We start from the raw sequence: 26844 nt of genomic DNA, 5'->3' as shown, positions 1-26844 counted from the left end.
AAATGTCGTTTCCGGTGCATCAGGACCACGGGCAATACCTTGCCCGTGGTAAGCTTCCACCCCGCATATACTTCCCTAGAACACAGACAAAAAGCGATTCATGGATATCGTTCTCGCCATCAAGGCGATCATCATGGGCCTGGTCGAGGGCTTCACGGAGTTTCTCCCGATCTCTTCCACCGGCCACCTGATCCTGGCGGGCAGCCTCCTCCACTTCACCGGCGAGAAAGTCAAAGTCTTCGAGATCGCGATCCAGGCCGGCGCCATGCTGGCCGTGATCTGGGAATACCGTGAACGCATCCGGACTGTCCTGGCCGGCCTCGGTTCCGACCCGCGCCAGCAGAAATTCGCCCTCAACGTGCTGATCGCCTTCCTGCCGGCCGCCATCCTGGGCTTCCTGTTCAACGCCGCGATCACCGAGCGCCTGTTCGCGCCGGTGCCGGTGGCGACCGCCTTCATCGTCGGCGGCCTGATCATTCTCTGGGTCGAGCGCCGCAACAATGCGCGCACCGTGCCCGCGCGGGTCGAGTCGGTGGACGACATGAGCTTCGCCGACGCGCTCAAGGTTGGCTTGGCCCAGTCCTTCGCCCTGATTCCCGGCACCAGCCGCTCGGGCGCGACCATCATCGGCGGCATGCTGTTCGGCCTGTCGCGCAAGGCGGCCACCGAATTCTCCTTCTTCCTGGCGATCCCGACCCTGCTGGGTGCCACCGCCTATTCGGTGCTCAAGAAGCGCGAGCTGCTGTCGCTGGCCGACCTGCCCCTGTTCGGCCTCGGCGGCCTGGCGGCTTTCGCCTCGGCCTTCCTGTGCGTGCGCTGGCTGCTGCGCTACATCAGCACGCACGACTTCACGATCTTCGCCTGGTACCGTATCGTATTCGGTATCCTGGTCCTCGTGACCGCCCACTTCGACCTGGTGACCTGGGCCGAATAAAACTGACTTACGTAATGAATCCGGATAACCGCGCCGACATCGGCGCCCGTGCGCTCCACATCCTGCAGACCGTCTTCGGCTACCCCGCCTTCCGCGGGCAGCAGGCCGACATCGTCGAGCACGTGGCCAGCGGCGGCGACGCCCTGGTCCTGATGCCCACCGGCGGCGGCAAATCGCTGTGCTACCAGATCCCGGCCCTGCTGCGCGACGGCGTGGGCGTGGTGATCTCGCCCCTGATCGCGCTGATGCAGGACCAGGTGGACGCCCTGGCCGAGGTCGGCGTGCGCGCCGCCTTCCTGAACTCCACCCAGACCTTCGAGGAAACCCTGCGCATCGAGCGCCTGGTGCGCAGCGGCGAGATCGACCTGGTCTACGTGGCGCCCGAGCGCCTGATGACGCCGCGCTGCCTGGAGCTGTTCGAGGCCGCGCGCATCTCGCTGTTCGCCATCGACGAGGCCCACTGCGTCTCGCAATGGGGCCACGACTTCCGGCCGGAATACATCCGCCTGTCGATCCTGCACGAGCGTTTCCCGAACGTGCCGCGCATCGCGCTCACCGCGACCGCCGACGGGCAGACCCGGGCCGAGATCGCGCACCGCCTGCAGCTGGAGGAAGCGCGCCAGTTCGTGTCCTCCTTCGACCGCCCGAACATCCGCTACTCCATTGTAGAAAAGACCAATGGCCGCAAGCAGCTGCTCGACTTCATCACCAGCGAGCACGCCCAGGATTCCGGCATCGTCTACTGCCTGTCGCGCAAGAAGGTCGAGGAAACCGCCGACTTCCTGGTGGAAAACGGCCTGCGCGCCCTGCCCTACCACGCCGGCATGGAGCACGGCGTGCGCGCCGCCAACCAGGCGCGCTTCCTGCGAGAAGACAACATCATCATGGTGGCCACCATCGCCTTCGGCATGGGGATCGACAAGCCGGACGTGCGCTTCGTCTGCCACCTCGACCTGCCCAAGAGCATCGAAGGCTATTACCAGGAAACCGGGCGCGGCGGCCGCGACGGCCTGCCCGCCAGCGCCTGGATGGCCTATGGCCTGCAGGACGTGGTCCTGCAGCGCCGCATGATCGACGAGTCCGAGGCCGACGATGGCTTCAAGCGCGTGCTGTCGATGAAGCTCGACGCCATGCTGGGCCTGTGCGAAACGCTCAGCTGCCGCCGCATGCGCCTGCTCGACTATTTCGGCGAGCGCTCCGGGCCCTGCGGCAATTGTGACACCTGCCTGATCCCGCCGGTGTCCTTCGACGGCACGGTGCCGATGCAAAAGCTGCTCTCTTGCATCTACCGGGTCGACCAGCGCTTCGCCGCCGGCCACGTGATCGACGTGCTGCGCGGCGTGCAGTCCGAGCGCATCAGCCAGTGGCACCACGACAAGCTCACCGTCTATGGCGTCGGCGCCGACCGCACCGAGCAGGAATGGCGCGCCATCCTGCGCCAGGGCATCGCCCTCGGTCTGGTGACGGTCGACCACGACGCCTTCAGTTCGCTCAAGCTCACCGACCTAGCGCGTCCGGTGCTCAAGGGCGAGCAGAAGGTGCAGTTGCGCCAGTACCAGAAGCCGGTCAAACCCAAGCGCCAGAGCAGCTCGCGCGTCAGCTACGAGGAAGTGGAGCTGTCGCGTTCGGAGCAGCAGATCTTCGACCGCCTGCGTTCCTGGCGCATGGGCGCTGCGCGCGAGCACGGCGTGCCGGCCTATGTCGTGTTCCAGGACGCCACCCTGCGCGAGATTGCCAAGGTCAAGCCGACCTCGCTCGACCAGCTGCGCGGCGTGAGCGGTGTTGGCGAGAAGAAACTCGTCTCTTACGGCGATGAAATTGTCGCCATCATTGGCGAGATGATGTAAGGTCATGGGTTGATTCAGTTCAACCCATCGACTTTCTCATGGCCATCCCGACTCCCACCAGCACCACCGCTGCGCCCAAAACTGATACCGCTCCCAACGCGCTGCCCGCCAACACCGGCAGCCTGCAGACCTTCGTCTTCGCCCTGTTCTTCGTCTTCGGCGGCATCACCAGCCTGAACGACGTCATCATCCCGAAGCTCAAGGACCTGTTCACGCTCAATTACTTCCAGGCGATGCTGGTGCAGTCGGCCTTCTTCGCCGCCTACTTCTTCGTCTCGATCCCGGCCGCCGCGATCGTGCAGAAGATCGGCTACATGCGAAGCGCGGTGGTGGGCCTGCTGACCATGGCCCTGGGCTGCCTGCTGTTCATCCCGGCCTCGTGGTCGGGCATGTTCGCGACCTTCCTGCTGGCGCTGTTCGTGCTGGCCTCGGGCATCACCATCGTGCAGGTGGTGGCCAATCCGCTGATCTCGATGCTGGGCGCGCCCCAGACCGCGTCCAGCCGCCTGACTTTCGCCCAGGCCTTCAACTCGCTGGGCACCACCGTCTTCCCCTACGTAGGCGCGATCCTGATCCTGGGCTCGCTGGCCACGATCGATCCGAGCACCCTGAGCGGCGCGGCGCTGGACGCCTACCGCGAAGAGGAAACCCGGGTCGTGGTGCACACCTACATCGGCCTGGCGATCGCCCTGGCCATCCTGGCCGGCGCGGTCTGGATCAACCGCCGCAAGCTGGTCGAGAGCCCGGCGCCGGACGCCAGCATCCTGGGCGCCTTCGACCTGCTCAAGCAGCCGCGCTTCGCCTTCGGCGCGCTGTGCATCTTCCTGTACGTGGGCGCGGAAGTGGCGATCGGCTCGATCATCGTCAACTACCTGATGGAAGCCAACGTGCTCGGCATGAGCGCCGAGGAAGCCGGCAAGCACGTGCCGCTGTACTGGGGCGGCGCGATGGTCGGCCGTTTCATCGGTGCCGGCCTGCTGCGCCTGTTCTCGCCGGGTAAAGTGCTGGCTTTCGCCGCCGCCGGCACCATCGGCCTGCTGGTCCTGTCGGGCACCAGCACCGGCGTGGTGTCGGGCTGGTCGCTGCTGGCCATCGGCCTGTTCAACTCGATCATGTTCCCGACCATCTTCTCGCTGGCCTGCGAGGGGCTGGGCAAGCGCGCCGCGGAAGGCTCGGGACTGATCTGCGTGGCCATCGTCGGCGGCGCCATCGTGCCGCTCCTGATGGGCCACACCGCCGACATCGCCGGCCTCAAGATGTCGCTGGTGGTGCCGGCCGTGTGCTACGCCGCGATCCTGCTGTTCGGCGTCTACGCACGCCGTCCGCGCGGCGTGTAAGCCTATCCCTCGCCGCAACGTAATTTAGTTAGCCTCAGCACGTCATTCCGGCGAAGGCCGGAATCCAACTCCGCTGTGCAGCCACTGGCGCACAGTTGGATTCCGGCCTTCGCCGGAATGACGTAGGTGCCGGTGGCGCGTATGACGGGTTAAGGCCAGCTCGACAGGATGAGCGCCTGGCTGCTACCGGTCCGAAGGACAGGGCTTCGCCGCCCTTGCGACATCCGCCCTTCATTCCCGAAACAGGTGGGTAAAGCTGCGGCTCACCGGCAGCTTTTCGCTGCTGCCGCGCAGCAGCACCTGCATACGCTCCGCATCGATCCGCTCCGCCGCCGCGATGGCGTTCACGTTCACCAGGGTGCCTCGGTGGATCTGCCAGAAGCGGTCCCGATCCAGCCCACTCAGCAAGTCCTTCAGGGGAATCCGCACCAGCGCCTCCGAGCCCGCCAGCACCACCCGCGTGTACTTGCTGTCGGCCTGGAAGAACAGCACCTCGTCGACGTCGATCAGGCGGATCTGCTTGCCCACGCTGGCCTTGAGCCACTTGAGCTTTTCCTGCCTCGGCTCGGGCGAATGCGCGCGCAGCTGGCGCAGCACCTCGCCCAGGTCGGCCGGGCCGCTCGCCAGCTTCTCGCGCAGGCGCGCCACGGCGCGGTCGAGCCGTCCCGGCTGCACCGGCTTGAGCAGGTAGTCGATGGCGCCGGCGTCGAAGGCGTCGACCGCGTACTGGTCGTAGGCGGTGACGAATACCACGTGGGCCAGCTTGCCGATCCGGTCCGCCACCTCCAGCCCCGACATGCCGGGCATGCGGATGTCGAGGAAGACCACCTGCGGCTCGTGTTCGAGGAAGGCGTCCCAGGCGTCGTTGCCGTTCTCGGCCACCGCCACCACGCTGGCTTCCGGCCAGGCCTGGGGCAGCATGTCCAGCAGGCGCTCGCGCATCAGCGGTTCGTCTTCGGCGATCAACACGGTCGTGCTCATGCTTGCACCTCTTTCGCGCTCGACTGCCTCGGATTCGGCATCTTCGGAATGGTGATGGTGGCGGCCAGCCCCGGCTCGGCCTCTTCCAGCGCCAGGGACGCCGCCTCGCCATAGGCCAGGCGCAGGCGGTGGCGGATGTTCTCCAGGCCCAGTCCGACGCCCGGCGTGTCGCTCATGCCCACGCCGCTGTCGCGCACCCGGATGTGGATGGCCTGGCCTGCGTCCTCGGCCGTCAGCACGACCTCGCCGCCGCGCAGCGCCGGCTCGATGCCATGCTTGATCGCGTTCTCGGCCAGGGTCAGCACCAGCATGCTGGGGAGGCTGACCTCGGCAAGGCTTCCGGGCAGCTCGACCGCAAAGCGCAGGCGGCTGCCCAGGCGCGCCTGCATCACCTTGAGATAGGACTCGGCCAGCCGGAACTCGGTCCGCAGGCAGGACTGGTCGCTGCGCATTTCGCTCAGGCTGGCGCGCAGGAAGTCGATCAGGTCGGCCGTCAGGGCGGCGGCGCGCGGCGCGCCCTGCTCCGCCAGTTGCTGCACCGCGCCCAGGGTGTTGAACAGGAAATGCGGCTCGATCTGGGCGCGCAGCAGGCGCAACTGCGATTCGCTCAGCTCGCGCGCCAGGCGTTCGCGTTCGGCTTCCACCTGAAGGCGCGCGGTCAGGTCTTCGTAGCGCTGGTTGCGGTGCATCGCGATCGCCACCAGCGGCAAGCCGATCAGCAGGGTGGGCACGGCCGTCACGCCGATCAGCACCTTGGGCAGCTTTTCGAGCACCTCGGCCATGGTGTCGCCGCGCAGCACCATCCCGATCAGCAAGGCGCTCAGGCCGCCAGCCAGTCCGTAGGCGGCCAGCTTGATGATCCAGCGATACTTGCCGGCCACGATCTTGCGGTGGTTGAACCACACGCCGACCAGCGCCACCACGGTCAGGTAGCCGAACAGGTTGGCGTACAGGGCGGCCGCCCACCAGCTCAGGCTCGGCAGGATGGAAAGCTTGAGCAGCAGGCCGACGATGGTGAACACGGCGAACATCTTGAGCGCCGCCCAGGTCAGGGTGGTGCCCCGGTAACGCATGCAGAAATCGTAGAGTTCCTGGCGCTCGATGGGCGGCATGACCGCGATGCGCTGCGCCATGACACGGCGGTAGCCGGGCGGCACCTCCTCAGCCAGTTCCGGCTGCCTCAGTACTTCCAGCAACTCCTCGTCCCACTCGCGGTACCACTTCGTGATCCCTGCCCACATGGCAATCCTCCTGACCTCGTTAATGTATAGCAACAAGGCCAGTCTAGGGAACTCTTGCGGGCGGCGACAGCGGGAAGGGACGAACGACGAAGGCGGACGCCTGAACGACGATCCGCCTTGGAGGAGAGGATTACTTGCGGGTGAACACCAGGTCCCAGACGCCGTGGCCGAGCTTCAGGCCGCGGTTCTCGAACTTGGTCAGCGGGCGGTAGGCCGGCTGCGGCGCATAGCCGTCGGCGGTGTTCTGCAGTTGCGGCTCGGCGCTCAGCACCTCCAGCATCTGCACCGCGTAGTCTTCCCAGTCGGTGGCCAGGTGCAGGTAGCCGCCCGGCGCCAGCTTCTGGCACAGCAGCTTGACGAAGGCCGGCTGGATCAGGCGGCGCTTGTTGTGGCGCGCCTTGTGCCAGGGATCGGGGAAGAACACGTGCACGCCGTGCAGTGCGCCGTCCGCGATCATGTGGTTCAGCACCTCGACCACGTCGTGCTGGATCAGGCGCAGGTTGGCGATGTCCTGCTCGCCGATCTGCTTGAGCAGGCTGCCCACGCCCGGGGTGTGCACCTCGACGCCGAGGAAGTCCTTTTCCGGCATCAGGCGCGCGATGTGGGCGGTGGTGTCGCCCATGCCGAAGCCGATCTCCAGCACCACCGGGGCGTTGCGGCCGAAGGCGGCGGCGAGGTCGAGCGTCTCTTTCTTGTACTCGATCAGGAACTTCGGCCCCAGCTCTTCCAGCGCACGCGCTTGCGCGGTCGACAGCCGGCCGGCACGCGTCACGAAGCTGCGGATGCGGTGTTCGGTGGGATCGTACAGCATGGGCCGCGCCGGGCCGTTGTTGGGCGTATCAGAGGACATGGGGGATGCGAATGAGGAAAAAACGGCAGCCATTATAGCCCAGGCTTCCCGTCCGTCCGCGCCTTCGGGGCCGGGCGTCCGCGCCCGCGCCGGCATTTCGGCCATAATCCGCCATCAACCAGCATTCCGCAGGAGCAGTCATGCACAAGCGCACCCACCCGATCGCGACCGACGACAGCGTCGCCACCATCCACCTGACCTCCTACCACTACGGGTCGCCGGGCAGCGGCAAGAAGGTCTACCTGCAAGCCTCGCTGCACGCGGACGAGGTGCCGGCCATGCTGGTGGCCCACTTTCTGCGGCAGGAACTGGAGCGGCTCTACGCCGAGGGGCGCGTCAAGGGCGAAGTGATCCTGGTCCCGGCGGCCAATCCGCTCGGGCTGTCGCAGGTCATCCACGGCGCGCCCTTCGGCCGCTATGACCTGAGCACGGGCGTGAACTTCAACCGCGCCTACCGCCATGTGGCGGAGGACTTGAAGGAAGCGCTGGACGGCCGGCTGGGCGAGGACGCGGCGGCCAACGTGGCGCTGATCCGCGAGCATGCGCGCCGCCTGGTGGACGAGTGGGAGGTCAAGGACGCCGCCGACACGCTCAAGAAGACCCTGCTCGGCATGGCGATCGATGCCGACATCATGCTCGACCTGCACTGCGATAACGAAGCGGTGCTGCACATGTATTGCGGCACGCCGCTGGCGGACCAGGTGCAGCCGCTGGCATCCCTGATGGGCGCGCGCGCCCTGCTGCTGGCGACCGAATCCGGGGGCGAGCCCTTCGACGAAGCCTGCGGCAAGGTCTGGTGGGACCTGGCCGAGCACTTTCCGCAAGCCGCGATTCCGCCGGCTTGCGTGGCCGTCACCGTCGAGCTGCGCGGCGAGATGGACGTGCGCTACGACTATGCGCGCCAGGATGCGGAGGCGCTGCTCCAGTACCTCGGGCATTGTGGCGTGCTCGATATTCCGCTGCGCGCGCTGCCGGAGCCTGGGTGCGCGCCGACGCCGCTGGATGCGGTCGAGCCGCTGGAAGCGCCGCATGCGGGGGTGCTGGTGTTTCGCAAGGCCTTGGGAGAACGGGTCGAGGCCGGGGAGCCGATTGCGGACGTGGTCAATCCGGTGAGCGGTCAGGTGACGAGCGTGTCGGCTACGCGGCCGGGGCTGCTGTTCGCCAGCACGGCGCACCGGCATCTGCTCCGCGGGATGCACATCTGCAAGGTGGCGGGGATGGAATCGTTCAGGTCTGGGAATTTGCTGTCGAGTTGACGATCCGGCGATGACGCGGGGGGGCGGTGATTGCGGCATTCGGTCTCGCGAATGATTCAGGGGTCCGGGGTTGAATTTGAACAAAATCGGTTTGGGCCTGAGGTCCAATAATCGGCGGTATTTTCAACAACGTCACCGATACGATGCCGCCCACTATGCAACACGGCGTTGCCGTCGTCGGCTTCGCCTTACTCTCCATCAGCCCCGTCCAGGCGGCGCAGCGATCGTCTACCTCGCTTGTCAGGGATCTCTACAGGACGTACGCCTGGCAGGCGATCTCCGCGTCCGATGCGCCCTTCGGCAAGCCGCTGTTACAGGAAAAAGAAACCGTACTGCGTCGCTACTTCACTCCCGAGCTCACCTCTCTGCTGCTGGCGGACCAGCGCTGTGTCGCCAGCACGCGCGAAGTCTGCAATCTCGGGTTCGATCCCATGTTTGCATCCCAGGACCCCGCCGCATCCGACCTTGCGATTCGTCCGACCGGCTCTCAGACAGTGATGGTGGAGTTCACCTATCCCTCGAACGGCGAAAAAGTCACGCTGGAATACCGGATGGTGAGGCGTGGCGATCAATGGCGAATCGACGACATCAAGTATCACAACTGGCAGAAGGCGTCGCTCAAGCAGATGTTGTCCCACAAGCCTGCTCGCGGACAACCATAGCGCCTAGCGACCGTTCCACCTGCGCTTCGCAATCCAGGCGGCAGCAAGCATGACGACGGCCACCATCACAGGCAGCCAGGCCAACGGCGCGCGCAGTTCCATCAGCGTGGCGCCGCTGACAGCGCACCATCCCAAGGGGATCAGCCACAGTGGCCAGCGCGCGCAGGTCAGGAACAGAACGCCGAGCGTGGCCACCGCCGTCGGATCGGGCGCCACGCCGAACACTTCGGCATGGCTCAGGCTCCGCCCCTGGAGCAGCGGCAGCGCCGGGTAGGCCAGCACCGCCAGCGCGACGATGGCCAGGCCGAGCGAGGAGACCGGACCGCCGTCGAAGCGCGCCAGCCTCGGCGTCGGCTTGGCCGCAAGCCAGAACAGCATCAGTCCCTGCAGCGCGAAGGCGGCGGCGAACCAGGGCGCGGCCGTGTTGATGGTGGCGTAGTGCTGCAGGTGGAATCCCCATGCGATCCACAACCATGCCACTCCAAGAAGCAGGGCCGCAAGGCGCGAGGGCGCACGGCCACCAATGGCGAGGCTCCCTACCAGCGCCAGCCCGGCCAACAGCGCCACCAACTGGGCCGGCCAGATCGCCAGGTTGTACAGCTCGAACAGGCGCTGGTAAGTCCGCGCCGAGAACATCAAGAGGTCCGACAGGCGATAAGTCCACCACTCGCTCATGCCAGCCTTTCGACGTCCTGGATGATGCGCTTGCGCAGCGCTTCGTCCGGCAGGCGGCCGGCCCCGGCCAGCAGGTTTTCGCGCACGTGGGCCACGCTCGAGGTGGCGGGAATCGCGCAGGTGACGGCCGGATGCGCGACGATGAACTTGAGCAGCGCCTGCGCCCAGCTGGTGCAGCCGATGTCCGCCGCCCAGCCGGGCAGCGGCTTGCCGGCCAGCGCCTGGGTCAGGTCGCCCTGGCGGAATGGGCGGTTGACGATCACGCCGATGCGCTGCTCGCGCGCCAGCGGCAGGATGCGCCTTTCCACCTCGCGATCCAGCACGTTGTAGGAAATCTGCACGAAGTCGATCGGCTGGCTGGCCATGATCTTCTCGATCTCGGCGTGCCGGCGGCCCTCGGAGGTGGTGATGCCGAAGTAGCGCAGGCGGCCTTCCTTCTTCATGCGGAACAGGGTCGGCAGGTGTTCGTCCCAGGCCAGCAGGTTGTGCACCTGGAGCAGGTCGAAGCGCGGCACCCCCCAGCGCCGGCGCGAGGTCTCGATCTGCTCGGGTCCTTGCGCGCCAGAGCCGATCCAGACCTTGTCGGCCGCGAACAGGGATGCGGGCTTCAATGCGCGCAGCGCCTCGCCGATCACTTCCTGGGCCGATCCGTACATGGGCGAGGAATCGATCATCCTGCCGCCGCCGGCGAAGAAGGCGCGCATCACGGCGGCGCTGTCCGCCCTCCCCTGCGGATCGCGGCCGACGTTGAAGGTGATCCAGCTGCCCAGGCCAATGACGGGAAGCTGCTCGCCGGAGGACGGCGCGGAGCGGGTCAGGAGCGGCGCGGGAGCGGCCTGCGCGGAGGGCAGCGCCAGACTTGCAGGCAAGGCGACGAGGGAGCCGAGCAGGCGGCGGCGGGAAGGCGATCGTGGGGTCATTCGGGCGCTCCTTGGATGACGCGACGCGTAGCATGTGCTGTACCAGATGCGAGCATACCGCGACCGCGCATCGCGGCGCATCCCGATTGACGATACTGCCGGGAAACCAAGCATGCCTTCCGCCCTTCTGTCCCTGCTGCTGGCGCTTGTCCTGTGGCTGGCCGCGTCGCCGGCCCGGCCAGCGCCGGCCATGGCCTGGGAAGCGCCGATCACGCTCGCCACTGGTGGCGGGACCAAGGGGCCGTGGCGCCAGAACGATTCAGACTACGACTACGTGGACGACGGGACGGTTGCCTTCCTGGCCGATGGTCGGCTGGCGGTGGCCTGGGTCGATCAGCGGCGCAAGGACGTGCTGTTCCAGACGCTCGACGCGGACGGCAAGCCTGGCGACGCGCCGCTGAACGTCTCGCGCAGCGGCGCGAGCTTTTCCTGGCATCCGCGCATCGCTTCCGGTCGGGGCAAGCAGGAGGTCTACCTGATCTGGCAGGAGATCATCTTCTCGGGCGGCTCGCATGGCGGCGAGATCCTGTTCGCGGCATCGAGCGACGGCGGGCGCAGCTTCGGCGCGCCGCGCAACCTGTCCAATTCGCGCGGCGGCGACGGCAAGGGTCGGGTCGACCGCGACACCTGGTCCAACGGCAGCGCCGACATCGCCGTCGCCAGCGACGGCACGATCCACGTGGCCTGGACCGAGTACGACGGTGCGCTGTGGCATGCGCGATCGCGCGACGGCGGCGCCGGTTTTTCACCCGCGCGCCGGATTGCAGGCGACGACAGGCTACCGGCCCGCGCTCCGGCGCTGGCGACCGGGCCGAGCGACCGGGTCTATCTGGCGTGGACGGTGGGCGAGGATCTCGACGAAGGCATTCGCGTTGCGCAGTCGGACGATGCGGGTGCTTCCTTCGGGCGGCCGGCGGTGCTGGGTCGTGGGGCTGGCTTCGCGGACGCGCCGCGCATCGCCGTGGACGGCGGCGGCGTGCTGCATGTGGTGTTCGCACGCCAGTCCAGCGGCGCACCGTCTACGGTGTGGCACGCGCGCTCGGCCGATGGCGTGACCGGCTTCGCCGCGCCGGCCCTGATTCCGGCAGCCAGCAAAAGCGTCGCCTATCCGGCGCTGGCGCTCGATGCCAGGGGGATGCCGCTGGTCTTGGCCGAAGCGATGGACGTTGGCGGCCGCGCGCGCGGCCTGCTGATAGCGAGCTGGGATGGCAAGGGCTACTCGGCGTTCGCGCCGGTTCCCGGCAGCCGCGACGCGGCCGGCGTTAATGGCAGTCAGCAGGGACTGCTCGGGCGCAAGCTGGCGCTTGGACCAGAAGGGGGCGTGGTGGTGGTCAACAGCGCATTGGCGCCGGTTGCGGCGAGTCGCGTGTGGATGGTGCGCGGACGGTTGCGGCGCTAGTCTTCGGCAGCCGACGGGACATTTCAACGATACTCAACAGCGGCAGCCCACGCATCATGGCCGGCCATATCGTCGTTTGGGAAAGAGGGAAGGAAGGGATGGAGCGGGTGAAGGGAATCGAACCCTCGTCTTAAGCTTGGGAAGCTCCTGCTCTACCATTGAGCTACACCCGCGTTGCCAGTATTCTACGCGTGATTGTGAGTTGTTGACAACAACGCATGCATCGTCATTGATATGACGCTAGCTGCTCGACGATGAAGGGACGGGATGTAGAGATGGAATTAGGGATCATTCAGAATGTTGCACTTAGAAGTCTTTGGGCAGGCGAAGCGACACATTTCACTCCGTGGCTGGCACAGAATCTGGACATCCTGGCGCAAAAACTGGGAATGGATCTCGAACTTGAGGCGACAGAAGCCTCAGCTGGAGATTTTTCCGCAGACATCATTGCGCGCGATTTGTCCACCAACAAATTGGTAGTGATTGAAAATCAGTTTGGCGGCACGGACCACAAACACCTCGGACAGCTGCTCACCTACTCTTCAGTACTCGGGGCAGGTGCGGTAGTGTGGATTGCAGAAACCATCCGTCCAGAGCATAAAGCAGCCATCGATTTTCTGAATCAAAATCTGAAGGAGTCGCTGAGCCTTTATGCCATCGAGGCATCGGCCATTCGCATCGACGACTCACGGCCCGCCTTCGTTCTGAACCTCGTCTCACTCCCGAGCGAAGCAGCGGTGGCCACATCCGGGGTGGGACAACAGCTGTCGGAGACCCAGGAACGTTACCGCAGCTACTTCCAGGAATTAATCGACGAACTCCGGAACAAGCATCGGTTTACGAACGCACGCACCGGCCAGCCACAAAACTGGTACACGTTCGCATCAGAGAATTCAAAGCTCTACAAGTACTCCGCAAGTTTCGCTCAAGGCGGCAAAGTACGTGTTGAGCTCTACATCGACTGTGGCGAAAAGAAGAAGAACGAGGAACTCTTCGATTACCTTCACGAACGGCGAAGCGAAATCGAATCGAAACTTGGGACCGCGCTCGGGTGGGAACGTCTGGACAATCGTCGCGCGTGCCGCATTGCCGTGTACCGCGATGGCGACATCGATATGGATTCCGAAACGCTGGCGGAAATCAGATCGTGGAGTGTCCAGTATTTGCTGAGTTTTAAGTCCGTCTTCCCGGCCTATATCAGCGGGTTCCTTAAAGAACTTTCCTCGTACGACGCCTGACCCAGGTTTTCAGCCTGTCTGCGTGACCACACGGCCATTCAACACTGGCTTGACATCGGCAAAGGCTCTGCAGCGCACGCGTGGTGTGCTACAGAGCCTTCTCCGATGACGCGACCAGCAATTCAGTCCGGTTGCTCCACCGTGTAGCCCTTGGCGGCCAGCGCCGCGATCACGCCTTTCGGGTCAAGTATGTCCTTGATCTGCAGCATCGCGAAAGTCGACGCATTGGTGGCCAGCGCGTTCTCCGCCGAGGCCAGCCACTTCTCGCGCATCAGGCTGCGCATGTTCTTGTAGGCCGGGTCCCCGTCGAAGATGGCGCTGTCGAACACGCTCTTGAAGCAGGCTTCGTCGCGCTCGACGAAATCGAGCTTGCGGATCTCGTCCAGATTGCCGCGCGCCCAGGCGTTGGCGCGCGCGCTCGCCTCGGCGATGTCGGTTTCGAGCCTGGCCATGGTGGTCGACAGGCAGGCGACGTCCTTCAGCGCGGTCTTCTTGAAATCCTTGATCAGCGTGCGCGCGTTATCGGTGGGCAGCTCCACCGTGGACGAGGTGTACTTGAGCCTGTTCTTCTTGACCAGCTCCCCCACGCGCTTGCGCACCGCGTCGTCGCCCTCCAGGCCGGCCTGCTTGCGCGCGCTGCGCATCAGGGCTTCGGCCGCGAAGATCGGACGCTCGCGCTCGGCGGCCTCGTTGTCCGGCATGTACTTGGCCTTGAGCTCGGTCCAGCGCGCGTAGTCGGCGGGCGGCATCAGGTCGCGCAGGGTGGCCCCGTCCGGATTCTTGCGGATGCCGATCAGGGAGGGCAGCAGGGTCACGCCCCTGAAGAAGCCCGGATTGGCCCGCGCCCCCGGCGGCGCCAGGTATTCCTGGGCGCCGGCGATCGCGGCCTCGACCCGGTGCGCGCGCCACTCCATGTTCTTCGGCAGCGGCGCGTAGGTGCCGAACACCCACAGCACGTGCTCGCCCTTGGACACCTTCCACAGGCCCGACCCCGGGCGCTGGGCGACGACGTGGATCTGCTCGGGAGCGGGCTGCGCGTCCGCAGCCGGGGCGTCAAGTGGTGTCGACGAAGGCGCCGAAGCGCCAGGCGAGGCAGCGACATCGGCGGCGCTCTGGCCGAAGGACGGCGCGGCGCACAGGAACAGGCACAGGGCAGGAATAGCGAGCTTGCTCATCAGGGTCATCCTGTTGTTGTGATTGTCCGGCAAGCTTAACCGCAATGGATCGCAGGCGTCCGCTTCCGGTAACAGGATGATGCAACTTGATGAAGGGCGCATGAAGTATGCATGCGCCGCCCGGGAGCTGCTCAGCGCGCCGTATCGGGCTCCGTGATCTCGGGCCGTTCGAGCAGTTCCTGGGCCAGGCGCAGGCCGGCGACCATGACCTTGAAGGCCTCCTGCTTGGCCGCTTCGTCCGGCACCCGCAGCACGTAGGACGGGTGGTAGATGGTCACCACCCAGCTGTCGCCGTGGCGCACCGGCCTTCCGAGCTTGTCCTTGAGCGTGACGTTCCCCTGCTGCAGGACGGACTTGAGCGCCGTCGCGCCCATGGCCACGATCACCTTCGGCTTGGTGGCCGCCAGCTCCTTCTCGAGCCAGTAGTGGCAGGCCTCGATCTCGCGCTGGGCCGGGGTCTTGTGCAGGCGGCGCTTGCCGCGCGGCTCCCACTTGAAGTGCTTGACGGCGTTGGTGAGATAGACGCTCTTGCGGTCCAGGCCAGCCTCCTCGAAGACGCGGTCGAGCAGCTTGCCGGCCGGGCCGACGAAGGGCGCGCCGGCCAGGTCTTCCTGGTCGCCCGGCTGCTCGCCGACGACCATGATCCTGGCCTTCTTCGGCCCTTCCCCGCCCACCGCCTGGGTCGCGGACTGCCACAGCTCGCAGCGCCGGCATTCGTCCAGCTTCGAGGGCTGCTCGCGCTCGGGCTGGGCGGCTTCCGGGGCGATCGGGATGGTGGCGCCGCTGCGCCTGCCCACCGTCTGCACCTGGCCGATGCGGCGCGCGCCGAGGCCGGCCTGGCTGACCATGGACGGCACCAGCGCGCCCTCGGGCAGGTTCTTCCAGAAACGCGAGGGTATATGGCTTTGCAGCAGGGACGCGTTGACGCGCGCCGGGTTGAAGATGCTGCGGTAGTAGGTGAGCCAGAGCGCTTCGCCGCTATCGTCCAGGTCCGCCGCGCTCGACATCAGCGGGCCGCAGTTGTGCAGGGTCGCGCCGTCCCACAGCACGCTGGCCTCGGGGGTGGCGATCATCCAGCTGAGCTTGCCCATGCGGCTGACGAAATGCTCGGCCACCTGCGGCAGCACGTCGTGGCGCGGCTCGAACCAGGCCACGAAGCGCGGCGGCCCGGCCTCCGGTGGGCGTTCGCGAAAACGGATATAGGCGTGCATGTCGTGCTCCTCGCGGCGCACCGCCTTCACCATCGCCTGCAGGCGCGCGCCGTCGGGGTCGGCGGGCGATTGCACGTCGTGCTCGCCCTGCTGCCAGCGCCAGATGACGCGGTACAGAAAGGCCCAGCGGTCCGGCTCGCGGTAGCAGGCGGCGGCCTGCAGCATGTCGAGCAAAGACCGTGGCACATGCGGCGGCACATGCGGTGGCTGATGCGGTGCCGGTTTCGGTTGCTGCAACCGGACAGGCGCATTATGCGGGGCCGCGGCCGGCGCCGGCGCACCCGAGAACAGGTCGCCGCCGTCGCCCGGGCTGCCCCAGGTGACCGCCTCCGGCGGAATGCCGGCCTGCAGGAGTTCGCGCGCCGCTTCCCGCCATTCCGCGAAAGTGGCCACCTGCAAGGCCTGGCCCTGAAGGACGGCGTCGGCGGGGTTCATGCCGCCTGCAGTTCCGGCCACAGATTCATCTGCTGCGGCGCATCGGCCAGGTGGCGCCGCAGGATGCTCGAATCGGTCGCGCCCTGGGCCGGCTTGTAGTCGGCCGTGACGACGAAGGGCGCCAGCTTCTTCAGGCTGCAGCGCAGGCGCGACAGGTCTTCCCAACGGATGCGGCGCAGGCGGCGCAGCTCCACCAGGCGCTTGGCGTTGCGCAGGCCGATGCCGGGAATGCGCGCGATCATGCTGGCGTCGGCCCGGTTCAGGTCCATCGGGAAGTGCTCGCGATTGGCGAGCGCCCAGGCCAGCTTGGGGTCGACGTCGAGGGCCAGGTTGCCGCTTGCGGGCATCAGTTCGCTCGCCGTGAAGCCGTAGCCGCGCAGCAGGAAATCGGCCTGGTAGAGCCGGTGCTCGCGCAGCAGGGGCGGCGGCGCGGCCGGCACGCTGCGCGGGCTCTGCGGGATCGGGCTGAAGGCCGAGTAGTAGACGCGCTTGAGCTTGTAGCTGCCGTAGAGGGTCTCGGCGGTGTTGAGAATGGTGTGGTCGTCGCTGGCGTCGGCGCCGACGATCATCTGGGTGCTCTGGCCGGCCGGGGCGAAGCTGGGCGCCTTCGGTTCCTCGGCCTTTTCGTCGAGCTTGCGGCGGATCGAGCCCATGGCGAGCTTGATCGTGTGCACGTTCTTTTCGGGCGCCAGGCGGGTCACGCTGTCGTGGGTGGGCAGCTCGATGTTGACGGACAGGCGGTCGGCCCAGCGCCCGGCTTCCTCGATCAGGAGCGGGTCGGCGTCGGGGATGGTCTTGAGGTGGATGTAGCCGCGGAACTGGTGCACCTCGCGCAACTGGCGCGCCACCGCCACCAGCTGCTCCATGGTGTAGTCGGCCGAGCGGATGATGCCCGAGCTCAGGAACAGGCCGTCGATGTAGTTGCGGACGTAGAAGTCGTGGGTCAGCTTGACCACTTCCTCAACCGAGAAGCGGGCGCGCGGCACGTTCGAACTGCGGCGGTTGATGCAGTACTGGCAGTCGTAGATGCAGAAATTGGTCAGCAGGATCTTGAGCAGAGAGACGCAGCGGCCGTCGGGGGTGTAGCTGTGGCAGATGCCCATGCCATTGGTCGCGCCCAGCCCGTCCTTGCCCTCGGAGCCGCGCTTGGGCGCGCCGCTGCTGGCGCAGGAGGCGTCGTACTTGGCCGCGTCGGCCAGGATTTCGAGCTTGTCGGAGAGTTCCATGGGACTGGCGGGACTGTATGGGCATACAGTATAACGCACCATCCCCCGCGATGGCGGCGCCGGACCTGGCGTGCGCGGGTTTTAAGGGGACAAATGCGGGACATCAAAGCCGCGGCAGGCGGCAAGCGGCTTACAGCAAGCTTTGCGCCTGCTCCAGCAGCTGCGGCTCCATCCTGGCCGCGATTTTCTTCAGATACGTCGCCGCCGGTCCCACGCCGGCCCCGCCGGCCCGGTGCAGCCAGGCATAGGCCTCCACCAGGTCGCGCTGCGCGCCCTGCCCCGCCGCATACATCACGCCCAGGTTGTACTGCGCCCGCGCGTGCCCCTGGCGCGCCGCGCACAGGTACCAGAAATGCGCGGCTTCGTAATCCCGCTCCACGCCCTTGCCGCAATCGTAGTGCAGCCCGAGCTCGAACTGGGCCAGGGCATGCCCCTGGTCGGCCGCCTTGTGCAGCCAGTCGGCCGCCTCGCGCGGGTCGCCGTCTTCCAGGCGGTCGAGCAGCGCGCCGACCATGTACTGGGCCGGCGCATAGCCCTGGGCCGCCGCGCGCCGGTACCAGGCCAGCGCCTGGGCGCTGTCCTGGGCCACGCCGACTCCGCCCTCGTAGCGCAGGCCGAGGTCGAACTGGGCGCGCAGGTGCCCCTGCTCGGCGGCCTTGCGGTACCACTCCACGGCCTGGGCGGGATCCTGGGGCAGGCCCTGGCCGCCGTCGTGGAGCTGGCCGAGATGGTACTGGGCCGAGGGCAGGCCCTGCTCGGCCGCCTTGCGGTACCAGTGCAGGGCCTGGGCCAGGTCGCGCTCCACGCCCTGCCCGTGCTCGTAGCGCATGCCCAGGTTGTCCTGGGCGCCCGCATGGCCCTGTTCCGCCGCGCGCAGGTACCAGCTCAGCGCCAGCGCCTCGTTGCGCGGCACGCCGTGGCCGCTGTCGTAGATCAGGGCGAGGTTGAACTGCGAGCTGGCGTGCCCCTGCTCGCCGGCGCGGCCGTACCACAGGATCGCCTGCTGGCTGTCCTGGTCGATGTCCTGGCCCTTGTCGTAGCGCAGGCCGAGGTTGAACTGGGCCGGCGCATAGCCCTGGCCTGCCGCCTTGCGCAGCCAGTCCAGCGCCAGGCGCGGGTCGCGCGCCACGCCCTGGCCGCTGTCGTAGCGCAGCGCCAGGTTGAACTGCGAGCGCGCATAGCCCTGCTCGGCGGCGCGACGGTACCAGCCGAGCGCCGCGTCCAGGTCCTGGGGCACGCCCCTGCCGGTCTCGTACATCATGCCCAGGTTGTGCTGGGCGCCCGGCTCGCCCTGTTCGGCGGCCTGGCCGAACCAGTGCAGCGCCTGCTGCACGTCGTTCGGCACGCCCTGCCCCTTCGCGTACAGCCAGCCGAGGTTGTACTGGGCCGGGGCATAGCCCTGCTCGGCCGCGCGCCGGTACCAGTAGGCGGCCTGGCCGAAGTCCTGGTCCACGCCCTGGCCCTTCTGGTACATCACGCCGAGGTTGTACTGGGCCTGCTCCAGGCCCGCCGAGGCGGCCATGCGGTACCAGGCCACGGCCAGCTCGTAGTTGCGTGGCACGCCCTGGCCGTTCACGTACATGAAGCCCAGGCTGTGCTGGGCCTGCGGCACGCCGCGCTCGGCCAGGCCCTTCACGCGCAGGAATTCGGCGGTGTGCCGCTCCTGCGGATCCTGGGGCTGGGCCGGGAGGTCGAGCATGACTTAGGCCTGGACGGCGCGCAGGTTCGGGCTGGATTGCGCGCGCAACGCGGCGATGAAGTCCTGCAGCGAGATCGGACGGTAGTAGAGGTAGCCCTGCATGGTCAGGCAGCCGTTGGAGCGCAGGTAGCGCGCCTGCTCCTCGGTCTCGACACCTTCGGCGATCAGGTTCAGGCCCAGGCCGCGCGCGATCGAGATGATCGCCAGGATCACCGGGTAGTGTCCGTTCTCCTCGTGGATCTCCTTCACGAAGGACTGGTCGATCTTGACCGTGTGGATCGGGAAGCGATGCAGGTAAGAGAGCGAGGAGTAGCCGGTGCCGAAGTCGTCGATCGCGACCGAGACGCCGAGCTGGCACAGCTTGTTGAGCTGCTCGATCGCGTATTGCGGATTGCGGATCGCGATGTTCTCGGTGATCTCGACCTCGATCTGGCCCGGCGCGATCCCGTAGCGCACCAGGGCGCCGCGCATCTTCTCGAAGAAGTCGCCGCGGTCGAGGTACTGGGGCGAGAGGTTGAGCGACAGGCGCACGTTGCCGCCGCCGACCGTCTTCCAGTGCAGCATGTCGCGGCACAGGGCGCCGATCATCCAGTCCGAGATCGGCAGCATCAGGCCGTTCTCTTCGGCGAAGGGCAGGAACTCGCCGGCCGACAGCAGGCCGCGGGTCGGGTGGTTCCAGCGCATCAGGGCCTCGGCGCCGACGATGCGGCCGGTAATGGCGTCGATCTGGGGCTGGTAGTACATCTCCAGCTCGTCCTGCTCGAGCGCGCGGCGCAGCGCCTGCTCGAGCGCGATCTTCTGGTGCGACACGTCCAGCATCGAGGTGTGGTAGAAGCTGTGGCCGTTCTTGCCCAGGGCCTTGACCTGGTACATGGCGATGTCGGCGTGGCGCAGCAGCTCGTCGATGGATTCGCCGTCGCTGGGGTAGATCGCAATGCCGATCGAGGCCGAGATGTGGACTTCGTGGCCGTCCAGGTCGAAGGGCTTCTGCAGGGTCTCGAGGAACTTGTCGGCGATGACGCGGGCGTCGTCGCGGTCGCGCAGCTCGGGCAGCACGATGGTGAATTCGTCGCCGCCCTGGCGCGCCAGGGTGTCGCCCTTGCGCAGGCAATCCTTGAGGCGGCGCGCGGCCTGCTGCAGCAGCTCGTCGCCCTTGACGTGGCCGAGGGTGTCGTTGACCAGCTTGAAGCGGTCGAGGTCGATGAACATCACCGCGAGCTCGGTCTGCTTGCGCTTGGCCTGGATGACGGCCAGGCCGAGGCGGTCCTTGAACAGGATGCGGTTCGGCAGGTCGGTCAGGATGTCGTGGTAGGCCTGGTAGGAGATGACTTCCTCGGCGCGCTTGCGGTCGGTGATGTCGCGCGCCACGCCGTAGGTGCCGAAGAACTCGAGCTTCTTCACCTCCTGGTCGGGCACGTGCATGCCGATCGCGTTGAGCGAGATCGTCATCAGGGTGTTGTTGAAGGTGCGGTCGTGGCCATTGCCGCCGCGGCACTTCAGGCGCAGTTCGACGTTGCGCGAGGCGCGCTCGTCGACCCGGCGCTCGTTGAACACGTAGCGCGCACGCTCCAGGTCTTCCTCGTGCACCAGGATCGAATAGTGCTGGCCGAGCAGCTCTTCGCGCGTGTAGCCCAGCAGCTGGTAGGCGCGGTCGTTCACGAAGGTGAAGCGGCCTTCGTGGTTGAGGGTGTAGATGATGTCGGGCGAAGAGTCCACCAGGTAGCGGTACATCTTCTCCGAGTTTTCGAGCTGGGTCGCGATGCGCTCGTTGTCGGCCGCCAGGCGGCGCCGCTGCAGCGCGTTCGAGACCGTGGTCAGGAGCTCTTCGCGGCTGTAGGGCTTGCGCAGGTAGTCGTAGGCGCCGCGCTTGAGGGCGCCGATCGCCGCCTCGATGCCGACCTCGCCGCTCATCACGATCACGTCGGCGTCGATGCCCTTCTCGTTGATGAAGTCCATGATGTCGTGGCCGCCGATGTCCGGCAGGCGCAGGTCGAGCAGGACCAGGTCGAAGCGCTGGCGCGAGAGCTGGGCAAGGGCTTCGCTGCCCGAGGACGCGGTGACCAGGCGGTAGCCGCGTCCTTGCAGCAGTTCGTGGAGGGAGGACAGCAGGCGCGGTTCGTCGTCGACCAGCAGCAGGCGCGGCAGGCTGTCCTGTTCGAGGGTGCCGGATATCGGAGCGGGTTCGCCGGGCAGCAGGGTGGCGGGTTTCGCGTTCATCGTGAGTCTTGGGGGCCGGGCTTATGCGGAGCCGAGCGCGCGCGCCGGCAGGGCGACCGCCGTGCCGGCGCCGGACCACGCCGGCAGGAGGATTTCGAATGCGGTGCCGGTGCGTCCGCTGCGGCAGGCGATGTGCCCCCCCAGCTTCTTGACCAGGCTGTGCACGATCGACAGGCCGAGGCCGTGATGCGCGCCGTCCTTGGTGCTGCGCACCGGCGAAAACAGGTTGGCCAGCACTTCGCGCGACAGGCCGGGGCCGTCGTCGCTGACCACCAGCTCGACGTAGAGCTGGCGCTCGCGGTTGACGTGGCCGCGGTTCTGGATCTCGATGCGGCCGCCGCCTGGGGTCAAGGCTTCGACCGCGTTCTTGACCAAGTTCACCAGGATCTGCTTGAGGACGTCGGCGTCGCCGTCGATGCGCCCGGCCTCCTCGTGCATCTGGGCGTCGATCTGCACCGTGGCCGGCACGAAGCCGCTGGAGCGGAACAGGCGCAGCACGTCGTCGACCACCTTGGCCACGTCGGTCGCGCGCGGGCCGGCGTCCATCGGCTTGAGCTCGGCCAGGCTGCCGATCAGCTGGCCGACGCGGTCGATCTCTTCGTTCAGGATCGAGAGTTCGCCGCTGACCGGCTCCTGGCGCGCCAGCTTGCTGTCCAACACGCTCAGGTAGTTCTTGATGATCGAGAGCGGGTTGTTCACCTCGTGCACCACGCGGCGCGAGGCTTCGCGGTAATCCTCGGCCACGCTGGCCAGCTGGCGGCGCGCGTGGCCGCGTTCGGACAGCAGGTTCTCGAGCGCGGTCGCGGCCTGGGCGCCGAAGGCCTGCATGAAGCGCTCGCGGCGCTGGCAGAGCGGCAGCTGCCAGGCGGCGACGCCGCCGATCAGCACCCCGAGGCAGCGCGCGCCGGCCACCAGGGGCAGGCAGACCAGGCTGTCGGTGCCGAGCATGCGCAGCAGCTGCTCCTCGGCCATGCCGATCGGTTGGCGCTCGCGCTGGACGAAGGCCGGGCGGCGTTCGAGCGCGCTCTTGGCCACCGGGCCGCCCTTGGCCAGGGGCACGGCGAATTCGGCGATGCGCTGGCTGCCGGCGGTGGGCGCGCCCACCAGGGCGTGGCCGGTCGGATTCTCCAGCAGGACCACGGCGTTCTCGAAATCGAAGAGGATGCGCGCGGTGCGCGTCATCGCTTCCAGCAGGCCCGATTCGCCCTGCTGGCGCGCCAGGGCCTGGCCGACCTCGGACACCAGCACCATGTTGCGCACTTCCTCGGACAGGCGCTGCTGCACGGGGTCCACGGGCGGCGGCGCGAAGGCCGGCGGCGCGGGAATGTCGTCGGCCCCGGCCAGCTCGATGCCCAGGTGGGCGGCGGCCTTCTCGACCTGGCGCGCGGCCCCTTCTAGCAGTTGCAGGGCCTGCTGCGCATCGAGGCCGCACAGTGCCGCCGCCTCGTGTACGGCGGCGGCGTCGCCGGCGTGGCTGGCCAGCACGTGGGCCAGGCGCACACTGCGGATCAGGGGGTGGGCCGATTCCAGGCGGTCGCTCGCTTCGTGGTGGTAGAGCACCGCGTCGGCCAGGAAGGAATCGAGCTGCCAGCGTTCGATCAGCCAGGCGCCGGCTTCGGCGTGGGTGATCTGCAGGGTGCGCTGCTCGACCGCGCACAGGTCTTCGTCGTCGCGCGCGGTGAAGTTGAAGCCGTATTCCTTGGGCGCGGTGGCCAGCAGGGCCAAGCGGCCGACGTTGTGCAGCAGGCCGGCCAGGTAGGCCTCTTCCAGGTGCGGATAGTCGAGGGCGCGCGCGATCTCGCGCGCCAGCATGGCGGCGGTGAGCGAATTCTTCCAGAAGGCGCGCAGGTCGGTGCTGCCCGAATGCGGGAAGGAATTGAAGGTCTGGAACACCGAGTCGCTGATCACCAGCGTCTTGATCATGTCGGTCCCGAGCGAGACCAGGGACTGTTCGAGATTCGGGGTGCGGCCGTTGCGGTGGTAGGCGGAGCTGTTGGCGACCGCCAGCAGCTTGCCGGTCATGCCGGCGTCCTTCGAGATCAGGGCGGCGAGTTCCGGCATCCCCAGGTCGTCCGCCTGCAGGTGCTCGATCAGCCTGACGAGGATCTGCGGCATCGCCGGCAGACGGGCAATCAGCAATCGATTGCGGATATCCTGGTCTGATTGGTGCATGTTGTTAAACACGGCCGCCACTTGTCGAAGGTTGGAAGGTGGCTGCCCGGTGCACGCGGATTGCCACAAGATCTGGTTTTTTCATCCATCGAACAAGCGGGGATTGGGCCTGTTGTTCCGGATGTAAAAAACTTATCTTAGCATATATACATTTCTGATCGGGAACAATAGTTTCGGGAAAAACTGTTGCCGAGATGTTCCTCTAATGGTAACGAAGCAACATGTTGAATTTACAGTCTTGAAATAATATTACGTTCAACATGCATATGTGAAATATTATTTCAACAGTATCTATAAACTGTTGCGTCCGAACCCACGCGTTCGGAAAGCTTTCCATCCGCGCCCATGATGCCGAGGAAAACGGGTCGATCCGGGGACAGTGGCGATCCGGCGGCTAGCGCAAGGACGCCAGCAAGCGCTTCGCGTTCTCCGCTTCGGGGAAGCCGCTCCTGGCCGCGAGCAGTCCTTCGAGATGCTGGCGCGCCGCCGCCCGGTCGCCGGAACGCGACAGGGCCACCGCCAGGTGGTAGCGGATGTCGCGCGCCTGCGGCGCCTTCGCATGCGCCTCCTTCAGCATCGCCAGCCCGCGCGCCACCTCGCCCTCCTCCACCAGGATCCAGGCCAGCGTGTCCACCACGCCCGGCTGCCCGCCGGCCGCCGCCACCGCCTTTTCGGCGACGCCGCGCGCCCGCTTGTCCCCCATGCGCTGGTAGGTCAGCGCCAGGTTGTTGAGCGCCGCCACCTGCTGCGGATGCCTGGCCAGGATCGCTTCCAGCTGGGCCGCCGCCTGCGCGTGCTTCGCCTCGCGCATCAGGCTCTCGGCCCGGAACAGCTGCACCCGCAGGTCGTCCGGATGCGCGCGCAGCCATTGCGCCAGGCGCGCGGTGGCCTGGTCCGGCTTGCCGGCCAGGCGCAGCGCATGGCTGATCTTGATGGTCAGCTCGGCGTTCGGCGTGAGGGCGAAGGCGCGCCCGTAAGCCTCGAGCGCGCGCGCCGGCTGCTGGCGCGCCATCAGGATGTCGCCCTCGAGCTGGTGGCCGGCCGAGGCCTTGGGATGGCGGCGCTGCAGTTGGCTCGCCATCATCAGGGCCAGCTCGTGCCTGCCCTTGCGCACGTGGAGTTCGGCCAGGGCCAGTTGCGCGGCCGGGAAGTCGGGCTGGATCGCCAGCACTTCCTTGAAGCTGCTCTCGGCCGCGATCTCCTGCTTGAGCAGCACTTCCAGCGCGCCCACCTGCATGCGCGCCTGCGCCGAGCGCGGCAGGGCGACCGCCAGCTTGCGGTAGGTGGCCAGGGCTTCTTCCATCTGTCCGTTGGCCAGCTGGCCTTTGCCGAGCAGGTCGAGCAGATCCGGGTTGGACGGATGGCTCACCTGCAGCCCGCCGGCCAGGTCGAGCGCTTTCTGGGTCTGCCCGGTGCGCAGGTATTGCCCGATCAGGTTCACGGACGGCCCCGGCGCGCTGGTGGCGGCGGCGGCCCGCTCCAGCCATTGGGTCGCCTCCTGCGGCTTGCCCGCGCGCTCGGCCACGGTGGCGAGCGCGCTCAGGGCTTCGACGTGGTCCTTGTTCTTGTCCAGGAAAGCCGTCAGGCGGGCGCGCGCGGCGCCGAAGTCCTGCCTGGCCAGCGCCATCTCGCCCAGGTGGGCGGCCGCCGGGTAGTAGTCGGCGCGCAGCGCCAGCGCTTTCTCGAAATGGTCGCGCGCCTTGTCCTGCTCGCCCATGGCCAGGTGCACGCTGCCTTTCAGGTCGGTCACCACGGCGCTGCGCGGATGCGCCGCCGCCAGGCTCTCGGCCGCGGCCAGCGCGCGGTCCAGGCGCTGCAGGCGCATCTCGGTGCGCACCAGGGCCACGCCGGCGTCGACCGCGCCGCGATCCAGCTCCGTGGCGGCGCGCAGGTCGCCCAGCGCGCTCTCCAGTTCTCCCGCGCCCAGCTTGCTCAAGCCCAGCGAAGCGCGCAGCTCCGCCACCTCGGGCGCCAGCGCGCTGGCCTGCTGGAACAGTTCGACCGCCTTGCCGAAGCTGTGGGCCTGCAGGTGGGTCTCGGCCGCCAGCGCCATCAGCTGGACGTCCTTGCCGCCCGCTTCGAGCAGCGGCGCCAGCACCGCCATCGCCTCCTTGGTCTGGCCGCTCCTGAGCAGGGCGGCGGCCAGCATCTTGCGGGCATAGAGGTTGTCCGGGTCGTACTTCAGGTAATGGCGCAGGTGGTTCTCGGCCTGATAGGGCTCGTTCAGGTTCAGGCTCAGGGCGCCGGCCAGCAGCACGCTGGGCATGTGGTCGGGCGCGACCCGCAGCAGGCGCCGCAGGGCTTCCTGGGCCGGCTCGTGGCGCCCCTGCGAGAAGTTCAGCAGGGCCTCGGTATAGGCCAGCAGGATGCTGTTGGGGGTCAGCCTGCGCGCCGCGTCCAGGTCCTTGCGCGCCTGCTCGTACTGGCCGAGCGTGATCGCGAGGTCGGCCTTGAGGATGTGGGCGGAGCGGTGACCCGGGTTGAGCGCCAGGATGCGCTCGTACACGCGCATCGCGTCCGCGCCGCGCCCGGCGCTGCGGTGCAGGTCGGCCTGGAACAGCAGGGCCGTGGCGTCGTCGGGCCGGGCCGCCAGGGCGCGCGCGCACAGGGTCGCCGCTTCGTCGGCGCGGCCGCTGCGCAGGGCCAGCCGGCCGAGGCCGACCATGGCGGAGACCGTGCCCGGCGCCTCGGCGAGCACGGCTTCGTAGAGCTGGCGCGCTTCGTCCAGCCGGCCCAGGCCGCGCAGGGCGTCGGCGCGCGCGGTGCGCAGCACGGGGTCGCCGCCGGCGGCCACGCCCTCGCTTTCTTCCAGGGCCTTGTCGTAGCGGGCCTGCAGCAGCAGGGACTGGAGCAGCACCGGCCTGGCTTCGGCGGAGGGAATGCCGAGACGCATCGCCTCGCGCGCTTCCTTTTCGGCGAACTCGGAATCGCCGCTGTCGAGATAGACCCGCGCCAGTTGCAGGCGCAGCGCAGGGTCGCCGCGCTGCGCCTCGATCGCGTTCTTGAGCTGGATGATGGCCGCGTCGTAGTCGCCGCGCTGCTGGCGCAGCGTCGCGTCGCGCCGCAGTTCGGCCACCGGCGCCTGCCGGGCCTGCAGGTAAAGCGCGCTTCCCAGCGCCGCCCCACCGACGAGGACGGCGCCGCCGAGTATCCACCGTGTGGACCAGATGCGACGTTTTACTTGCTGTTCGGACATCATTATTCTCGACGAGGTGTTTATGATCGATTATGATTTGTTGCTTTAACGCCAGTCAATCTCGTCGGAAATTTTTACACCGGGCACTGTTGTTTTTGCGGGTAAAAAAGCAAGCGCTTGATTTTGCTAGAAATTTCCAATTGGCATGATTTATGCATCGCCCTGCCTACCAT

19 protein-coding genes and 1 tRNA gene are annotated in these 26844 nt (G+C 67.2%); 7 read left to right on the top strand and 13 right to left on the bottom strand.

Annotated features, from left to right (window positions below):
- Nucleotides 1–100: 100 nt before the first annotated feature.
- The 3 genes from B0920_RS15520 to B0920_RS15510 are packed head-to-tail and all read left to right on the top strand — an operon-like array spanning nucleotide 101 to nucleotide 4118.
- Complete coding sequence (locus tag B0920_RS15520; protein WP_078033567.1) at nucleotides 101–934, top strand: undecaprenyl-diphosphate phosphatase; 834 nt, start codon at nucleotides 101–103, stop codon at nucleotides 932–934.
- Between the two features lie 14 nt (nucleotides 935–948).
- The gene (gene recQ, locus B0920_RS15515) at nucleotides 949–2781 is read left to right on the top strand and encodes a DNA helicase RecQ (RefSeq protein WP_078033566.1); all 1833 of its coding nucleotides are present in this window, start codon (nucleotides 949–951) and stop codon (nucleotides 2779–2781) included.
- Nucleotides 2782–2819: 38 nt separating this feature from the next.
- The gene (locus B0920_RS15510; protein WP_078033565.1) at nucleotides 2820–4118 is read left to right on the top strand and encodes a sugar MFS transporter; all 1299 of its coding nucleotides are present in this window, start codon (nucleotides 2820–2822) and stop codon (nucleotides 4116–4118) included.
- A 231-nt stretch (nucleotides 4119–4349) separates the two neighbouring features.
- Here B0920_RS15510 and B0920_RS15505 read toward each other — a convergent pair whose 3' ends face one another.
- From B0920_RS15505 to trmB, 3 genes are all read right to left on the bottom strand, one after another.
- Nucleotides 4350–5099, bottom strand: coding sequence for a LytTR family DNA-binding domain-containing protein (locus B0920_RS15505; RefSeq protein ID WP_078033564.1), 750 nt, complete (start codon nucleotides 5097–5099; stop codon nucleotides 4350–4352).
- Nucleotides 5096–6340 (bottom strand): sensor histidine kinase, encoded by a 1245-nt coding sequence (locus tag B0920_RS15500; RefSeq protein ID WP_078033563.1) that lies wholly within the window; start codon nucleotides 6338–6340, stop codon nucleotides 5096–5098. The genes B0920_RS15505 and B0920_RS15500 overlap by 4 nt, the downstream gene beginning before the upstream one ends.
- A gap of 130 nt (nucleotides 6341–6470) precedes the next feature.
- Complete coding sequence (gene trmB, locus B0920_RS15495; protein WP_078033562.1) at nucleotides 6471–7151, bottom strand: tRNA (guanosine(46)-N7)-methyltransferase TrmB; 681 nt, start codon at nucleotides 7149–7151, stop codon at nucleotides 6471–6473.
- A 179-nt stretch (nucleotides 7152–7330) separates the two neighbouring features.
- Between trmB and B0920_RS15490 the strand changes: the two genes are divergently transcribed.
- Together B0920_RS15490 and B0920_RS15485 are read left to right on the top strand one after the other, a co-directional pair.
- Nucleotides 7331–8446 (top strand): succinylglutamate desuccinylase/aspartoacylase family protein, encoded by a 1116-nt coding sequence (locus B0920_RS15490; protein WP_078033561.1) that lies wholly within the window; start codon nucleotides 7331–7333, stop codon nucleotides 8444–8446.
- 155 nt (nucleotides 8447–8601) lie between these two features.
- Nucleotides 8602–9108 (top strand): DUF3828 domain-containing protein, encoded by a 507-nt coding sequence (locus B0920_RS15485; RefSeq protein WP_229455650.1) that lies wholly within the window; start codon nucleotides 8602–8604, stop codon nucleotides 9106–9108.
- 3 nt (nucleotides 9109–9111) lie between these two features.
- Here B0920_RS15485 and B0920_RS15480 read toward each other — a convergent pair whose 3' ends face one another.
- Nucleotides 9112–9783 carry a DUF6064 family protein gene (locus B0920_RS15480; protein WP_078033559.1) on the bottom strand — a complete coding sequence of 224 codons (672 nt, stop codon included), beginning with the start codon at nucleotides 9781–9783 and terminating at the stop codon, nucleotides 9112–9114.
- A complete protein-coding gene (locus B0920_RS15475; protein WP_078033558.1) occupies nucleotides 9780–10703 on the bottom strand; it encodes an aldo/keto reductase in 924 nt (307 codons plus the stop codon). The genes B0920_RS15480 and B0920_RS15475 overlap by 4 nt, the downstream gene beginning before the upstream one ends.
- Nucleotides 10704–10815: 112 nt before the next feature.
- On the opposite strand from B0920_RS15475, the gene B0920_RS15470 reads away from it, so the two are divergent.
- Complete coding sequence (locus B0920_RS15470; protein ID WP_078033557.1) at nucleotides 10816–12102, top strand: sialidase family protein; 1287 nt, start codon at nucleotides 10816–10818, stop codon at nucleotides 12100–12102.
- Between the two features lie 99 nt (nucleotides 12103–12201).
- Here the strand turns inward: B0920_RS15470 and B0920_RS15465 are convergent.
- Nucleotides 12202–12275, bottom strand: a tRNA-Gly gene (locus tag B0920_RS15465).
- A gap of 102 nt (nucleotides 12276–12377) precedes the next feature.
- Between B0920_RS15465 and B0920_RS15460 the strand changes: the two genes are divergently transcribed.
- Complete coding sequence (locus tag B0920_RS15460; protein ID WP_078034436.1) at nucleotides 12378–13340, top strand: DUF4268 domain-containing protein; 963 nt, start codon at nucleotides 12378–12380, stop codon at nucleotides 13338–13340.
- Nucleotides 13341–13462: 122 nt separating this feature from the next.
- Here B0920_RS15460 and B0920_RS15455 read toward each other — a convergent pair whose 3' ends face one another.
- The 7 genes from B0920_RS15455 to prsT all read right to left on the bottom strand — a co-directional run bounded on the left by B0920_RS15455 (nucleotide 13463) and on the right by prsT (nucleotide 26671).
- Nucleotides 13463–14515 (bottom strand): TraB/GumN family protein, encoded by a 1053-nt coding sequence (locus B0920_RS15455; protein ID WP_078034435.1) that lies wholly within the window; start codon nucleotides 14513–14515, stop codon nucleotides 13463–13465.
- Between the two features lie 131 nt (nucleotides 14516–14646).
- Nucleotides 14647–16161: a UdgX family uracil-DNA binding protein gene (locus B0920_RS15450; protein WP_078033556.1), complete on the bottom strand. Its 1515-nt coding sequence runs from the start codon at nucleotides 16159–16161 to the stop codon at nucleotides 14647–14649.
- Complete coding sequence (locus B0920_RS15445) at nucleotides 16158–17387, bottom strand: putative DNA modification/repair radical SAM protein (protein ID WP_078033555.1); 1230 nt, start codon at nucleotides 17385–17387, stop codon at nucleotides 16158–16160. The genes B0920_RS15450 and B0920_RS15445 overlap by 4 nt, the downstream gene beginning before the upstream one ends.
- A gap of 130 nt (nucleotides 17388–17517) precedes the next feature.
- On the bottom strand, nucleotides 17518–19086 hold the full coding sequence (locus tag B0920_RS15440; protein ID WP_078033554.1) for a tetratricopeptide repeat protein: 1569 nt from the start codon (nucleotides 19084–19086) through the stop codon (nucleotides 17518–17520).
- A gap of 3 nt (nucleotides 19087–19089) precedes the next feature.
- Entirely contained in the window at nucleotides 19090–21303 is a 2214-nt protein-coding gene (locus tag B0920_RS15435; RefSeq protein WP_078033553.1) for a bifunctional diguanylate cyclase/phosphodiesterase, read from the bottom strand.
- Between the two features lie 21 nt (nucleotides 21304–21324).
- Entirely contained in the window at nucleotides 21325–23475 is a 2151-nt protein-coding gene (locus tag B0920_RS15430; RefSeq protein ID WP_078034434.1) for an HDOD domain-containing protein, read from the bottom strand.
- Between the two features lie 394 nt (nucleotides 23476–23869).
- Nucleotides 23870–26671, bottom strand: coding sequence for an XrtA/PEP-CTERM system TPR-repeat protein PrsT (gene prsT / locus B0920_RS15425; protein ID WP_179119194.1), 2802 nt, complete (start codon nucleotides 26669–26671; stop codon nucleotides 23870–23872).
- Nucleotides 26672–26844 lie beyond the last annotated feature (173 nt).

Source organism: Massilia sp. KIM (assembly GCF_002007115.1).
Taxonomy (GTDB): Bacteria; Pseudomonadota; Gammaproteobacteria; order Burkholderiales; family Burkholderiaceae_D; genus Telluria.
Note: the sequence above shows the minus strand (reverse complement) of the source record. Positions and strands in the feature narration are given on the sequence as shown.

Excerpts from the sequence above, each read along its gene's own strand:
- B0920_RS15520 (WP_078033567.1), top strand. The coding sequence starts at position 101 with ATGGATATCGTTCTCGCCATCAAGGCGATCATCATGGGCCTGGTCGAG.
- recQ (WP_078033566.1), top strand. The coding sequence starts at position 949 with ATGAATCCGGATAACCGCGCCGACATCGGCGCCCGTGCGCTCCACATC.
- B0920_RS15510 (WP_078033565.1), top strand. The coding sequence starts at position 2,820 with ATGGCCATCCCGACTCCCACCAGCACCACCGCTGCGCCCAAAACTGAT.
- B0920_RS15505 (WP_078033564.1), bottom strand. The coding sequence starts at position 5,099 with ATGAGCACGACCGTGTTGATCGCCGAAGACGAACCGCTGATGCGCGAG.
- B0920_RS15500 (WP_078033563.1), bottom strand. The coding sequence starts at position 6,340 with ATGTGGGCAGGGATCACGAAGTGGTACCGCGAGTGGGACGAGGAGTTG.
- trmB (WP_078033562.1), bottom strand. The coding sequence starts at position 7,151 with ATGCTGTACGATCCCACCGAACACCGCATCCGCAGCTTCGTGACGCGT.
- B0920_RS15490 (WP_078033561.1), top strand. The coding sequence starts at position 7,331 with ATGCACAAGCGCACCCACCCGATCGCGACCGACGACAGCGTCGCCACC.
- B0920_RS15485 (WP_229455650.1), top strand. The coding sequence starts at position 8,602 with ATGCAACACGGCGTTGCCGTCGTCGGCTTCGCCTTACTCTCCATCAGC.
- B0920_RS15480 (WP_078033559.1), bottom strand. The coding sequence starts at position 9,783 with ATGAGCGAGTGGTGGACTTATCGCCTGTCGGACCTCTTGATGTTCTCG.
- B0920_RS15475 (WP_078033558.1), bottom strand. The coding sequence starts at position 10,703 with ATGACCCCACGATCGCCTTCCCGCCGCCGCCTGCTCGGCTCCCTCGTC.
- B0920_RS15470 (WP_078033557.1), top strand. The coding sequence starts at position 10,816 with ATGCCTTCCGCCCTTCTGTCCCTGCTGCTGGCGCTTGTCCTGTGGCTG.
- B0920_RS15460 (WP_078034436.1), top strand. The coding sequence starts at position 12,378 with ATGGAATTAGGGATCATTCAGAATGTTGCACTTAGAAGTCTTTGGGCA.
- B0920_RS15455 (WP_078034435.1), bottom strand. The coding sequence starts at position 14,515 with ATGAGCAAGCTCGCTATTCCTGCCCTGTGCCTGTTCCTGTGCGCCGCG.
- B0920_RS15450 (WP_078033556.1), bottom strand. The coding sequence starts at position 16,161 with ATGAACCCCGCCGACGCCGTCCTTCAGGGCCAGGCCTTGCAGGTGGCC.
- B0920_RS15445 (WP_078033555.1), bottom strand. The coding sequence starts at position 17,387 with ATGGAACTCTCCGACAAGCTCGAAATCCTGGCCGACGCGGCCAAGTAC.
- B0920_RS15440 (WP_078033554.1), bottom strand. The coding sequence starts at position 19,086 with ATGCTCGACCTCCCGGCCCAGCCCCAGGATCCGCAGGAGCGGCACACC.
- B0920_RS15435 (WP_078033553.1), bottom strand. The coding sequence starts at position 21,303 with ATGAACGCGAAACCCGCCACCCTGCTGCCCGGCGAACCCGCTCCGATA.
- B0920_RS15430 (WP_078034434.1), bottom strand. The coding sequence starts at position 23,475 with ATGCACCAATCAGACCAGGATATCCGCAATCGATTGCTGATTGCCCGT.
- prsT (WP_179119194.1), bottom strand. The coding sequence starts at position 26,671 with ATGTCCGAACAGCAAGTAAAACGTCGCATCTGGTCCACACGGTGGATA.